The sequence below is a fragment of the Methanobacterium sp. SMA-27 genome, from assembly GCF_000744455.1.
In the GTDB taxonomy this organism is placed as follows: Archaea; Methanobacteriota; Methanobacteria; order Methanobacteriales; family Methanobacteriaceae; genus Methanobacterium_B.
The window spans coordinates 14,646-27,519 of sequence record NZ_JQLY01000001.1 but is presented as its reverse complement, the minus strand read 5'-3'; the positions used below and the strand labels follow the sequence as shown (position 1 = coordinate 27,519).

The window sequence follows — 12,874 nt, the reverse complement described above, 5'->3', positions numbered from 1 at the left end:
AAATATTAATATGATCGATAAAAATTTATGGAGGGGGAAAATTGAAAGATTTGAAAAAGTACACAATATTCCTATCGATAATATGCACAATGGCAATTATCCTTTCAGGAAGTGTTGCAGCACAAAGCATCATGCCAAGTAATAATAATACCGCCTTGCATGTAATAAATCATAATGGGGCCAGAATGAATGATAGTAATAATAATACTTATACATTCTTCCCTGGAATTGGAAGTGGGGGATTAAATGCGGTGAAAATAACAGATAACTCATCTAATCCTTCAACTGGAAAAGTCATTTTTACTAATTCTCAAAGTGGTGCATTTTATACAGCATACACCGGAGGAAAAGGTTATGCTGATAACGGGATTTTGATGCTAGCAGTAAACGGCACTTTACCGGATAATTTCCAAGTAAATATCAAAGCAAATGGATACCAATGGATACCAATAGGAGGCAATCCTTCGATTTATACGTATAACTCTACAACTCTTGATGAAACATTCTATAAATCAGATTTCATCTACGGGCTACAAACATGGAAACCTTTCTATTCTGCTAATTATCCATTATTCGAAAAGCAAGACATGACAAATACGACAAATACTTTCAACATTATGTTAATTGACTTATATGCAGGAATGCTAAATAATAATGATTTAATCGATAAGGGAACTATAAAAATACAATATTCATTCCAAAATTTACCAATTGGAAGTTTAGGAACATTTAATATTTTTGCATTCACAAACGCTGCTGGTAATCAACCTGTAGGAGTTGGATGGACCAACGCAGTAAATAATATTAATGGAGCTTCAACAACAACATCAGGGTACAATGTAAATGGTAATAGTCCTAAAACTCCAACATATATCATTGTAAGCCCTGCAAAGGGGATAAAAGGGGATAATATAAACCTAATCGCAAAACTTACAGACAACAACAACCAACCCCTAATCGGTAAAACAATAAAATTCAGCATAGACGGAACCAATATAGGTAACGCTGTAACTAACACTATAGGAATCGCAACACTATCATACAAAATCCTACAAAACAAAGGAACATACACAATACTTACAGAATTCCTACAAGACAACACATACGCAACAAGCAGTAGCACAAACAACTTAAACATAGACCACACACCAACAAAGATCATTATAAATCCAATAATTGGTTTTAAAGGAAAAATAACAAACTTAATTGCAAAACTTACAGACAACAACAACCAACCCCTAATTGATAAAATCGTTAAATTCAGAGTTAGTGGAATAACAATAGGCTCGGCAAGAATTACAAATACATCAGGAATCGCTACATTAAACTATATCCTAACACAAAACAGCGGAACATATATAATACTCGCAGAATTCTTACAAGACAACACATACGCAACAAGCAACAACACAAACAGATTAATTGTAGATAATACCTCCCCTAAAGCGTCAGTTACACCACTTGGCGGCATATACAACACTACTAAAACAGTTATCATAAAAATGAATAAAACTGGAATAATCTATTACACTTTAAATGGAAGAAACCCTACAATGAACAACACAAAATATACAAAACCTATCACAATCACTTCAAGCAAAATTCTAAAGTATATAGCAGTAGATCTAGCTGGAAACAAATCTCCAATATATACACAGAATTATACTATAGATAAAAATACACCAAAAGTAATTACAACTTCACCACAGAAAAATGCAAACAGAGTACCATTATTATCACCAATATTTGTCACATTTAGCGAAAAACTCCTGAATGGAATAAACTTTAACAAGATCTACATCAAAAACTTAAACACATGTAAAACAGTTCATATAACAAAAAAACTAGAAAAAAACATATTAACATTAAAACAAATAAGAAGTAGACTACATAACGACGAATACTATGTTTACATACCGAAAGGAGCCTTCAAAGATCGTGCAGGGAATTTATCTATAGAGTATTCATACAAATTCAAAACTCAGTAAATAGGGAAAAAATTTCCTTTTCCTATTTTTTTTATATTATTTCTAAATACGTGGATAAATAAAAAAAAATTTTTAAATGAAATTGTCTTAATTAAGAATAATATATTTTAAAAGTTATAAGACAAAATCATTCTTTGGCCACAATTACCTCAGTAGATTTTATGATTGCACTCAATTCATCACCTAATTGAATATCAAGATCCTCTACTGATTCTTTAGAAATTATGGCAGTTATAACACCGGGCGATTCTACTTTTATCTTTACAGTAGCCGTATTTGGTCCCTTTTCTACACCTATTACTTCCCCTTTAAGACAGTTCCTTGCACTCATCTTCATACTATCACCTCTTATAATTGTTTATTTTTTGTTGAGTAATTTATTTATTCATTTCTATTAAAAATAAACAATTTACGAATCAAACACATTTAAAAATAATTTATGTCTGACAAAATTATTAATGGAACATTAATACTTGTTTTTAAAAAAACTTTGATCGAAAGGGTTATAACTACATATCGAAATAAATACAATATATAACACTCAAAAATGGAGGAATTTAAGAATGGAAAGAAATACGAAAATTATGACAGCATTGGCCGTTACAATTGTAGCAATTGTAGCAATAGGTGCCTTTGCATTCACCGGCGGAATTAGTGGAAAACAAACGCTAAAAATCGCCACCACCACCAGTTTAGAAGACACAGGATTATTACCCGTGCTCGAATCTGCTTTTGAAAAGAAATATCCTAATATAGATGTTCAGTTCATTGCCGCAGGAACTGGTCAGGCTCTTGAATATGGTAAAAAAGGTGATGTGGATCTTGTAATGGTTCACTCCAAAAAACAAGAAGAACAATTTGTTGCAGATGGTTATGGTACTCAAAGATACCCATTTGCCTACAACTACTTCTATATTGTGGGGCCCGCCAATGACCCTGCAAAGATTAATGGTACTAATGCAACAACTGCATTTACCAACATAAGAGAGTTTGGTACAACAAATCCTAATCAAATTAAATTTGTATCCCGTGGAGATAGTTCAGGAACTAATACTAAAGAAATTGCACTATGGAATGCTACAGGTATTGATTACAACCAAACCATAAGAAATCAAACATGGTACGTTGAATCAGGAAAGGGTATGGGAGATACTTTGACTATAGCAGACCAAAAATCTGCTTACACACTTTCAGATTCTGGTACATTCCTGGCATATGTTGGTAAATTAAAATTGGTTCCTTTTGTAACAAAGGGTAAAGACTTGTTAAATATATATTCCTTAATACCAGAAAATACTCAAAAGTTCCCTAATGTAAACAATGCTGCAGCCATGAAATGGGTTGACTTTGTTCTATCACCTGAAGGACAGACTATTGTTGGAGACTATGGAAAAGATAAATACGGTCAACAGCTATTTATTCCTTTAGCCGGACAACCGGAACCAACTAATTAGATAATTTTTTATATTAGGGGAACTCATCTCCTAATATAGTCCTTTTTTTGGTGGTTTAGTGAACGAAATTTTAAACGGATTTATTCAAGCAATAGAACTCATTATTAGACTAGACCCGGAAGTAATAGGTATAACACTACGTACACTCGAAATTACGTTATCATCAACATTTATTGGAGTAATTATTTCAATACCTTTGGGGGGTATAATTTATTTCAAAAATTTTAGAGGTAAAAGAAGTGTTATAAATCTCATTCAAACTCTTTACAGCCTTCCAACAGTTCTGGTAGGCCTACTAGTATTTTTAATCATATCCAATGAAGGCCCATTAGGGAGTTTAAATCTCCTTTTCACACCAGGAGGTATGATTATGGGCCAAACTATACTTATACTCCCAATTATAACTGGATTTACCATTACCGCATTATATGGAGTAAAGGATGAAATTAAGGATCTAGCACTTTCTTTAGGTGCAAGTGAATTTCAAACCATTTATACCATAATGAAGGAAGCTAAGTATGCTATTTATGCTGCAGTCATACTGGGATTTGGAAGGGCTATCTCTGAAGTAGGAGTAGCTCTTATGATAGGGGGTAATATCAGAGGATTTACTAGGGTAATCACCACTACTATGTCCCTTGAAACCGCCAAAGGAAACTTAGAACTATCAATAGCCCTTGGAATAATTCTACTTAGCATCGCACTTATAATTAATCTAACATTAAACCATTTCCAGGAGAAATAACATGCCTCTACTTGAGATTGAAAATATATTCAAGGAATATGATGGGAAAAATATTTTAGAAAATATTAACCTTCGTATTAAAAGAGGAACTACTTTAGGAATTATTGGACCCACTGGATGTGGAAAAACTACTCTATTAAGAATAGTAGATTTAATTGAAAAACCTAGTTCTGGAAAAATATATCTTGATGGGAAAGATGTTTCAAAATCAAATATGGAAGAGTTGAATTACCGAAGAAAGATTGGAATGGTATTCCAAAAACCTGTGGTTTTTAAAGGTACTGTCCTCGAAAATATACAATACGGATTGAATATAAGGGGCCTCGATGCCGAACCTACACAATATAAGATTAATGAAATCTTGGAATCTTTAGGATTAGAAGGATATGAAGATCGGAAAGCATCCTCCCTTTCTGGTGGAGAAATCCAAAGAATTGCTTTAGCTAGGGCTATGATAATTGAACCAGAAATTTTAATGCTCGATGAACCAACAGCTAATTTAGATCCTTTATCAACAGAAAAAATAGAAGAAATGATAGAGGAGATTAGGAATAAAAATGAAACAACCATAATTATGTCTACCCACAACTTAATACAAGGCCAAAGGCTTTGTGACGAAATTGCTATTATCAATCACAGAATTCACCAAATTGGAAAGCCAGAAGACATTTTCAGAAGACCCCAAAACAGTTTTGTTGCTGAATTTGTGGGAATGAAAAATGTGATAAAAGGTCAAGCTAAAAAATTCAATGATAATTTGACTTTAATAAATATCGGAGCTATCAATGTTTTCGCCTCTAAATCCATTGAAGGAAATGTTTATATGAGCATAAGACCTGAAGATATTACAATATCGAAATTAAAGGTTGAAACCAGTGCTTTAAACGATTTAAAAGGAATTGTAAAAGGAATCGTAGATGATGGAACACTTATTAAACTTAAAGTTGATGTTGGAGAAATTTTTACAGTTTATTTAACCAGAAAATCATTTTTTGATCTTGAAATCAGTATAGGATCCAATTTATGGCTGCAGTTTAAAGCATCAGCAGTTAATGTTTTCAAATAATCCTTGTTTTCTTGATCATACATATAACACATACTAAAACTGTGCATAAAAAACTTCCAGTAGACTTGTATACTTTTTTCCATGTTTATTCATCAATAATCAATAACAACCTCGTGAATATCACTATGCTACATTGATATTCTTTGATGATTTTTTTATTAAAAATTAGTTAAAAATCAGTTTCTTTTTACCGCATGAAACATCCCATCTACTTCTTCAACAAATAAAATGGCTTTCCCAGTTATTGGACATGGTTTTACAGATTTATTCTGAGTGTTTAATATAATACCTTCATTTAATTGACGCCCATCAAGAGTATATACTCCATCAATCCCCGCATTGATAAATTTTTCAATAGGTTGAGGGCCCAATAACTCCCTTATACTCCCTTTAAGTAAAAATCTACCATCATTTCCTGCAAAAGCTAGACCAATACCTGCCATAGATCCTATTACTCCATCTTCGGTTCCACCAAGACCTTCAAGGCGAATGTTTAGATTTTTGGCAAGAATTCTTGCTTTTTCTTGTGTTAAAACTGTACCTTTTGCATCTTTGCCAAAAGCTATCAATGCAGGTGTAATTTGATTTTCATGTGCCACTGCTAGGCCAGGGTCACTTCCCTCAATGAAGTCCTTTAACATTTCAATTCTAACAATCTCAAAAATATCATCTATAAACTTTTGTTCTTCAATATCAAGATGTATTACGGCACAGCTATTATGGGAAGTATAAGGAATATCATTGTGAACATAAAGTTGATGTCTTGTGACTCCATAGACAGGATAGGTTTTTTTTAGTTCAGCTGCTACCGCACGAGCTAATCTACCTGTTCCTCTTGAATTAAGGTTATCTGTATCATCCATACATACAAAGATTGTCATTTTAAAACTCCAATTTCTTATAAAATTAATTTCAATCAAAAATAAAGATTATATCAACCACCAGGAATCATGATCAACTTTCCGGTTGTAGTGTCCTTGTAAACTTTCCCCATCTCAGAATAACCACTACCGTTATTGTTTTGTATTTGGGGGGTGTTGTTCAGTTGTTGGCCCATCTGAATCTGTACAGTCTGTTTTATTATTTGAGAAACTTGTGTTTTCTCCTGAAATGTCATATCACTGAACACAACACTTTGAATGTTCATAGACATTACTGAGAATATAAGAAAACCCACAGCAAGAACTAGCATACAGTCTACCATGTTCACTGCATAAATCATTGGATCTATTTCCTCATCCGTGGATAGAATTCTCCGTCTCCTTCTTAAAATTTTAAAACCTCCAATATTGATTCTGCCAGACTATCAAGTGTTGAAATCTCTTCCTCATACCATCTCCTTCTAATTTTAGAAATGGTGAAACCGATTGCAGCAGATGCCATACCAAGAACTGCAGCATCAAAAGCCATCATAAGATGATCTGCTAGGTTCTGAATGTCACCAGCCCCTAAAGCTGTGAGTCCTGGACCTAAAGGTATCAATGTCCCCATCAAACCAACTGCTGGTGCTATCTTCGCTATAATATCTGTTTTTTCCAATTTTTTAGCCGCTGTAATCTCTTCATCTTCCACCATTTTTCTGGCAAGTGCTTCTCTTGAATCGGGTCCTAATTTTGAACTTTCCAATACTGTAATTAATACTTCTTTATGGCTTCTAGGAAGTGCACTTTCTTCAATTATATTCATTATTTCATCGGATGATTCATGTTCTGATACAGATAAGATAAGCCTCTGAAGATTTTTAAAATCAATTTTAACTTTTCTTCTGTAGTAATATTCTGATATTAAAGTACCAAGATTAATGAGAGAGTAAATAAAGAATATGACAAGAACTGCCATTACGGGTATTAAAAGGCTCTGGGAAACTATGTGGATGGTATTGCTGGATATACTCGTAATATTTTCTTCAAAAGCCACTGCAAACACCTCATTAATAGAAATATCTGTTCTTAGAAATTTGATTTATTAATCATTGATAAGAAGATTTTATTTTTTTACTCCATAGAAGTAACCGATCGCAACTAAACCCATGATTGCCAGTAAACCCACCACATACACCATTAATGGACTATTTTCAGTATTAGGATTTGAATAGACTTCGTAGGCTTTTTGATAGGAAGGGTTTGTATTTGGTAAAATCTGACCATTTTTTCCAATGTTTGTTCCATTGGTGTTATTATTAGAAAGCGTTTGTGTTAATGCACTTTTTGTAGTATTTATATTTTGCAAATTTATTGAATTATTTTTTATCAAACTATTATTCGTATCATTCGCCGTGATGTTGTTTTTACTGTTATCTGTAACATTATTTGTAATATTATCCGTATTATTATTTGTTTCATTACCCGTAGAGTTATTAGTACTGTTATTTGTAGAATTAATAGTGTTATTATCTAAAACTTTTAAAGTTGTTGATGACCCTGATAAGCCATTTAATGGAATTGGAGGATCTCCAGATGAAACACTAATATAATCTGCTGTAGCTTTTACTGTTTTTCCAGCCAGTTCAGGACCTACCATTGCTGTTATGGTTAATGTTTTTACTCCTCCCCCCCGGGAAGATAGTCTCAAATAATCAACCTGCCAAATCCCGGAATCAATGTTATAATTATTTTTAGTTGTTCCAGTTGAAAAACTCATTAAATTCAAACCATTGGGAAATGGTGCATATATAGCAACATTGCTTAAATCATCAGGACCAGGATTGGTTATAGTAATTATTAAGTTAATTGTATCATTAACATGAACCGTGCCTTTATCAAATTTTACTCCAATAGTGGCACCTGCAAACGCTGATCCAATTGTTAAAAATATAGTAAAAAGAACCAACATTAATGATAGTATAGATCTAATATTCAACCTATTCCCCCGACTTTAATCCTTTTCTAATAGATTCATCAATTTATAGGATTAATATATTATTTTTGTAAGTCTAATGGATTTAACCTTTATTTTATCGAATAGTTTAATATAAAACTCTAAATCTCAAAAAAAAAATATAATGAGATTATAAAACTAATTTAATATTCTTCAATACGTATATATATACATATCGACCAAACCTTATTAATGGTTTTGGATTTGTAAAAGATCATTAAAGTTTGCAAAAAAATTTTTTCAAATTCATCACATTACATGTCGTGTTAATTAAAACTTCTTAAGTTTTTCAGTTATAAGAATAGAGGAATTAAATGAATAATAAAAAAATAGTAATAATATCCTTAATTGGAATAATAGTCGTTATAGGGACACTTTATGTATATACACATTATAATACAGATAATTCTTCAATTTCAGAAGGTCATATATCCGATATGGGAGGAAGAAGTGTTCAAATTCCCCCACAAATAAACAAAATTGCTTCCCTTTCATATTCTGTGACTGTTGAAATTTACATGCTTGCACCGGATAAATTAGTTGGATGGGATTCAAATAGAACAACTGCAGAAAATCTATACATGCCCATTAAATACCAGAATCTTCCGATTATGGGTGGAGGTAAAAAGGATGCAAACTATGAAACATATCTTTCTAAGGATCCTGATGTGGTGTTTGTGGGTCATGGTGGGTCAATAGACGATATAAATAAACTTCAGGAAAAACTCGGATCTGTTCCATTATTAGATGTAGAAGGAGACAATAATATAACTTCACTCCCAGAATCTATTAAATTTCTTGGAACGGCTCTTGGAGAGAATGAAAAATCTATAGAATTAATTTCATTCTATGATAATGTTTTAAATAAGGTAAATTCCACTTCATCAACGATCCCCGATACTGAAAAAAAAAGGGTTTACTATGCAAGGGACTCAACAGGTTTAATGACCAACCCTGAAGGTTCAACTCACACTCAACTTATAGAACTCAGTGGTGGAATAAATGTAGCTCAGGTTCCACTTACGAAAGGGAGTATAGGCGTATCTATGGAGCAGATATTGGATTGGAACCCCGATGTTATTATAGCCAGCGACCCAAGTTTCTATAATAATGTTTATTCAAACCCATTATGGCAAAATGTTAAGGCTGTAAAAGATAAACAGGTTTATTTAGTGCCAAATTCTCCATTCAATTGGTTTGAAGGCCCTCCCGGAGCCAATACAATAATTGGAATCCCTTGGACAGCTAAAGTACTATATCCTGATAAATTTAAGGATATTGACCTTAAAAATCTTACTAAAGAGTATTACTCCAACTTCTACCATTTCAATTTAACAGATGATCAAGTATATAACATATTATCATCATCGGGACTCAAAGAATTCTAATATATAAAATTAAGGATGTTAAAATGTTAAATATGAGTTTAAGAAAAAAAATTGCTGAAAACTCGATATCAGTTACATTTATTCTTATAATACCTCTGGTGATACTGTTTTTTATTTCATTTTTAATAGGTAGATATCCCATACCTCCTTATGAAGTGTTTATCGCAATAGTATCTAAATTATTCCCAATAAATGCAAATGTATCACCATCAATGAATACAGTGATTTTTGAAATAAGATTACCCCGAATTTTTGCCGCCATGCTTGTTGGTGCAGCTTTATCAGTTGCAGGAGCAGCATTTCAAGGGCTATTTAGGAATCCGCTTGTATCTCCGGATAAATTAGGTGTTACAGCAGGTGCGGGATTCGGAGCGGCTCTTGCAATACTGATTTCTGCTGGTGCATTGTTTATACAAATTTCTGCGCTTTTATGGGGACTACTAGCAGTTACAATAACTTATTTTTTAAGCAGAACCTTTAAAGGCACTTCCATGTTGACTTTGGTTCTTTGTGGAATAGCCATTGAATCATTTTTTGGTGCATTGATTGCGCTTTCTAAATATGTTGCTGATCCCTACGAACAATTACCTACCATTGTTTTCTGGCTAATGGGAAGTCTTGCTTCTGTTAACATACAACAGCTCTTAATTGTGAGCATACCCATTTTAATAGGTATGACCATACTTATCCTGATAAGATGGAGATTAAATGTTCTTTCAATGGGTGAAGAAGAGGCACAAACTTTAGGTGTTAATACAGGTAGATTACAAGCTATTGTTATTGTAAGCTGCACTGTTTTAACAGCATCATCGGTCAGTATATGTGGCATTATAGGGTGGATTGGTTTGGTGATACCTCATGTAGCAAGGATGATTGTAGGTCCTGATCATAAGATTCTTTTACCTGTTAGTATAATTCTAGGAGCTTTTTTCCTACTCTTGATAGATGATATATCAAGAGCACTGCTAAGTGTTGAAATTCCATTAGGAATATTAACCGCGATTATTGGTGCACCATTCTTCATATACCTCCTAGGAAAAAGTAAAGAGGTGTGGTCTTGAATCCTCTAATGGAAGTAATTGATGCTACTTTTACTTACGATGGAATGAAAAATATTTTTGAAAATATTAGCTTTAAAGTGGACAGAGGAGATGTTTTTTGCATATTAGGGGCAAATGGCGCCGGTAAAACTACTCTGATTAAATGTTTAACTGGTTTATTGGCTCCAAGCTCTGGAAAAGTACTTCTAAACAATATTAACATACATTCTTTAAATGCATCTGAAATTGCTAAAGAAATTGGATATATCCCCCAGATTCACAATTCAACCTTTGCATTCACAGTTTTAGATGTTGTTTTGATGGGTAGATCACCCTATCTCGACATATTCGAATCGCCCAGCAGGAAAGATATCAAAATAGCAGATAAAGCTCTTAAAACCCTAAATATTGCCCATATGAGGAATAAACCTTATACAGAAATTAGTGGTGGAGAACAGCAGCTAGTCTTTATAGCACGTGTACTAACTCAGGAACCTGATATTTTGATTCTCGATGAACCCACATCCCACCTTGATTTCGGCAACCAGATAAGAACATTAGATGTTATAGAAAAGTTAGCTAAAAACGGGTTATCTATTCTGATGTCCTCCCACTTTCCAGATCATGCTTTTATATCGGCAAATAAAGTAGCTATACTCAAAGATAAAAATTTGATAGATATTGGAACACCATCAGAAGTTATTACTGAAAAAAACATGGAAGAAACATATGGTATAAAGGTTAATATTGTTGAATTTGATGATAGAAAAGCATGTATTCCCTTGAAAATAAAATGATCTTTAAAATAATCTTATTTTTAATAATTTTATATCATCTAATGAACTCATATTTTGAATATGAAATTCAAAAAAAGAAAAATATAGAAATGAAGAAAATTGTTTAGCCATTAAGACTATTTTTAAATTTCCTTTTATTTCTAATAGAATTAAAGAAAAAGGAATGCTTAACACAAAGCAAACCATATTCATCTTAATTCTATTTTGATGCGTTGATCTCTTTTACCCTTGCAAGAATTCTTTCAAGGATTTCCTTGTCGGACAGCAGATCGATGTCAACCACCTTTCTCATCCTGATTGGAACTCCTTCCATTCTATATGCAGTACCTGCGGCTTCCATACCCACTATTGCCGGCGGTATAATTATATCTGCCATTTCTGTAGTTGGGGTCCTGTGAGGCTCAATAGCAATCACGGGTATCTCAGCCATCCTTTCTATGGCTTTCTGCGGGAAATGAGCACCAGGATCTGAAGCTATTACCATCATTCCATCGGTTTCTTTGTTCTGCAGAAGGTCGTTTGAACCTGATTCACCGGGATTGTATCTTGCGCTTCCAGTTGCAAAGTCAACACAATAAGGATATCCACTTTCCCATGTACATACTTGGTTAAATCCTGTAACATTGTAGTGGCCCCTCATAGGTATAAGGGTGAATTTTGCACTGTCATTCAGGTCTGTAACCATGCATATGGCTGTGTCTATGTTTCTATGTTTACCTCGAGTATGTGTCATACCCATTCCAAAGAAGAGAACACCAAACTGTGCATTTTTAAGAACATCAACAGCTTCGTATATTGTTTCTTTTGGTATACCTGCAACTTCGTCGTATAAAATTTCATGACCGAGTATAACTGCCCTCATTGCATCCAAGAGTTCATAGTCCTTGTTATAGTCCAACTGCAGATGTATGTCTGCTAGTTTAGAGGAATCTGATTCTCTAGGGTCGACAACTATTAGTGTTCTGTCTGGTTTTCCCCTTTCTCTGAAGAACCCTCTGCCATAAACATGCCTTGACAAGTGTCTTGGGTGTGCATGAAATGGGTTACATCCCCAATAAACAACAACGTCTGCACGATTTTTAACTTCTCCAAATGTGCATATAGGGTATCCTACATCTTGTAGAGCGAGTACAGATGGTCCGTGACATACTGATGCGGTGTTGTCTATAATGGCCTTTGCTTCTTCTGCTAGTTCTACCCCTACTGCCTGTGCATCACAATCTGTACAACTCCAGCCATACATAAGGGGTCTTTTTGATTCTGCAAGTACTGTTGCGGCTTTATCTATTGCCTCTTCCATACTTACTTCTACAAATTCTCCGTTCTTTCTCATAAGTGGCTTTTTGTACCTTTCAGCACCTTCAGCATGAACAAATTTACTGTGTCCTATCCTGCATGCGTTCATTGTACCTACTATTTCGTCTCCTTCAACTTTACAGATGATGTCGTCGCATAAGGTTCCGCAAAACGGACAAACAACATTTTTTACGATTTCCAAAGTTATCCCTCCAATAACGCC

The 12,874-nt window shown here is 33.7% G+C and carries 13 protein-coding genes; 7 read left to right on the top strand and 6 right to left on the bottom strand.

What is annotated here, in order from left to right:
- Positions 1 to 41 precede the first annotated feature (41 nt).
- Entirely contained in the window at positions 42 to 1,988 is a 1,947-nt protein-coding gene (locus DL91_RS00130; protein ID WP_048189709.1) for a chitobiase/beta-hexosaminidase C-terminal domain-containing protein, read from the top strand.
- Positions 1,989 to 2,115: 127 nt separating this feature from the next.
- Here DL91_RS00130 and DL91_RS00125 read toward each other — a convergent pair whose 3' ends face one another.
- Positions 2,116 to 2,325: a molybdopterin-binding protein gene (locus tag DL91_RS00125; protein ID WP_048189708.1), complete on the bottom strand. Its 210-nt coding sequence runs from the start codon at positions 2,323 to 2,325 to the stop codon at positions 2,116 to 2,118.
- A 226-nt stretch (positions 2,326 to 2,551) separates the two neighbouring features.
- Here DL91_RS00125 and DL91_RS00120 point away from each other — a divergent pair, with 226 nt between their 5' ends.
- From DL91_RS00120 to DL91_RS00110, 3 genes are read left to right on the top strand one after another with little or no spacing between them, the layout of a single operon-like run.
- The gene (locus tag DL91_RS00120) at positions 2,552 to 3,442 is read left to right on the top strand and encodes a substrate-binding domain-containing protein (RefSeq protein WP_048189707.1); all 891 of its coding nucleotides are present in this window, start codon (positions 2,552 to 2,554) and stop codon (positions 3,440 to 3,442) included.
- A 58-nt stretch (positions 3,443 to 3,500) separates the two neighbouring features.
- Positions 3,501 to 4,187, top strand: a complete 687-nt coding sequence (locus tag DL91_RS00115) for an ABC transporter permease (RefSeq protein ID WP_048189706.1) — start codon at positions 3,501 to 3,503, stop codon at positions 4,185 to 4,187.
- Between the two features lies 1 nt (position 4,188).
- Complete coding sequence (locus DL91_RS00110) at positions 4,189 to 5,253, top strand: ABC transporter ATP-binding protein (protein WP_048189705.1); 1,065 nt, start codon at positions 4,189 to 4,191, stop codon at positions 5,251 to 5,253.
- A gap of 176 nt (positions 5,254 to 5,429) precedes the next feature.
- Here DL91_RS00110 and DL91_RS00105 read toward each other — a convergent pair whose 3' ends face one another.
- The 4 genes from DL91_RS00105 to DL91_RS00090 all read right to left on the bottom strand — a co-directional run bounded on the left by DL91_RS00105 (position 5,430) and on the right by DL91_RS00090 (position 8,112).
- Positions 5,430 to 6,134: an ABC transporter substrate-binding protein gene (locus DL91_RS00105; RefSeq protein WP_048189704.1), complete on the bottom strand. Its 705-nt coding sequence runs from the start codon at positions 6,132 to 6,134 to the stop codon at positions 5,430 to 5,432.
- A gap of 53 nt (positions 6,135 to 6,187) precedes the next feature.
- Positions 6,188 to 6,475, bottom strand: coding sequence for a DUF2149 domain-containing protein (locus tag DL91_RS00100; RefSeq protein ID WP_048189703.1), 288 nt, complete (start codon positions 6,473 to 6,475; stop codon positions 6,188 to 6,190).
- 44 nt (positions 6,476 to 6,519) lie between these two features.
- Positions 6,520 to 7,170, bottom strand: coding sequence for a MotA/TolQ/ExbB proton channel family protein (locus DL91_RS00095; RefSeq protein WP_048189702.1), 651 nt, complete (start codon positions 7,168 to 7,170; stop codon positions 6,520 to 6,522).
- 69 nt (positions 7,171 to 7,239) lie between these two features.
- Positions 7,240 to 8,112, bottom strand: coding sequence for a DUF11 domain-containing protein (locus DL91_RS00090; protein WP_048189701.1), 873 nt, complete (start codon positions 8,110 to 8,112; stop codon positions 7,240 to 7,242).
- Positions 8,113 to 8,444: 332 nt separating this feature from the next.
- Between DL91_RS00090 and DL91_RS00085 the strand changes: the two genes are divergently transcribed.
- From DL91_RS00085 to DL91_RS00075, 3 genes are read left to right on the top strand one after another with little or no spacing between them, the layout of a single operon-like run.
- A complete protein-coding gene (locus DL91_RS00085) occupies positions 8,445 to 9,518 on the top strand; it encodes an ABC transporter substrate-binding protein (protein WP_048189700.1) in 1,074 nt (357 codons plus the stop codon).
- 32 nt (positions 9,519 to 9,550) lie between these two features.
- A complete protein-coding gene (locus tag DL91_RS00080) occupies positions 9,551 to 10,579 on the top strand; it encodes a FecCD family ABC transporter permease (RefSeq protein ID WP_369792061.1) in 1,029 nt (342 codons plus the stop codon).
- 8 nt (positions 10,580 to 10,587) lie between these two features.
- Positions 10,588 to 11,355 (top strand): ABC transporter ATP-binding protein, encoded by a 768-nt coding sequence (locus DL91_RS00075; RefSeq protein ID WP_197050653.1) that lies wholly within the window; start codon positions 10,588 to 10,590, stop codon positions 11,353 to 11,355.
- A 199-nt stretch (positions 11,356 to 11,554) separates the two neighbouring features.
- Here the strand turns inward: DL91_RS00075 and DL91_RS00070 are convergent, their stop codons facing one another.
- On the bottom strand, positions 11,555 to 12,853 hold the full coding sequence (locus DL91_RS00070) for a formylmethanofuran dehydrogenase subunit B (protein ID WP_048189697.1): 1,299 nt from the start codon (positions 12,851 to 12,853) through the stop codon (positions 11,555 to 11,557).
- Positions 12,854 to 12,874 lie beyond the last annotated feature (21 nt).

Excerpts from the sequence above, each read along its gene's own strand:
- DL91_RS00125 (WP_048189708.1), bottom strand. The coding sequence starts at position 2,325 with ATGAAGATGAGTGCAAGGAACTGTCTTAAAGGGGAAGTAATAGGTGTA.
- DL91_RS00120 (WP_048189707.1), top strand. The coding sequence starts at position 2,552 with ATGGAAAGAAATACGAAAATTATGACAGCATTGGCCGTTACAATTGTA.
- DL91_RS00110 (WP_048189705.1), top strand. The coding sequence starts at position 4,189 with ATGCCTCTACTTGAGATTGAAAATATATTCAAGGAATATGATGGGAAA.
- DL91_RS00105 (WP_048189704.1), bottom strand. The coding sequence starts at position 6,134 with ATGACAATCTTTGTATGTATGGATGATACAGATAACCTTAATTCAAGA.
- DL91_RS00100 (WP_048189703.1), bottom strand. The coding sequence starts at position 6,475 with ATGATTTATGCAGTGAACATGGTAGACTGTATGCTAGTTCTTGCTGTG.
- DL91_RS00085 (WP_048189700.1), top strand. The coding sequence starts at position 8,445 with ATGAATAATAAAAAAATAGTAATAATATCCTTAATTGGAATAATAGTC.
- DL91_RS00080 (WP_369792061.1), top strand. The coding sequence starts at position 9,551 with ATGAGTTTAAGAAAAAAAATTGCTGAAAACTCGATATCAGTTACATTT.
- DL91_RS00075 (WP_197050653.1), top strand. The coding sequence starts at position 10,588 with ATGGAAGTAATTGATGCTACTTTTACTTACGATGGAATGAAAAATATT.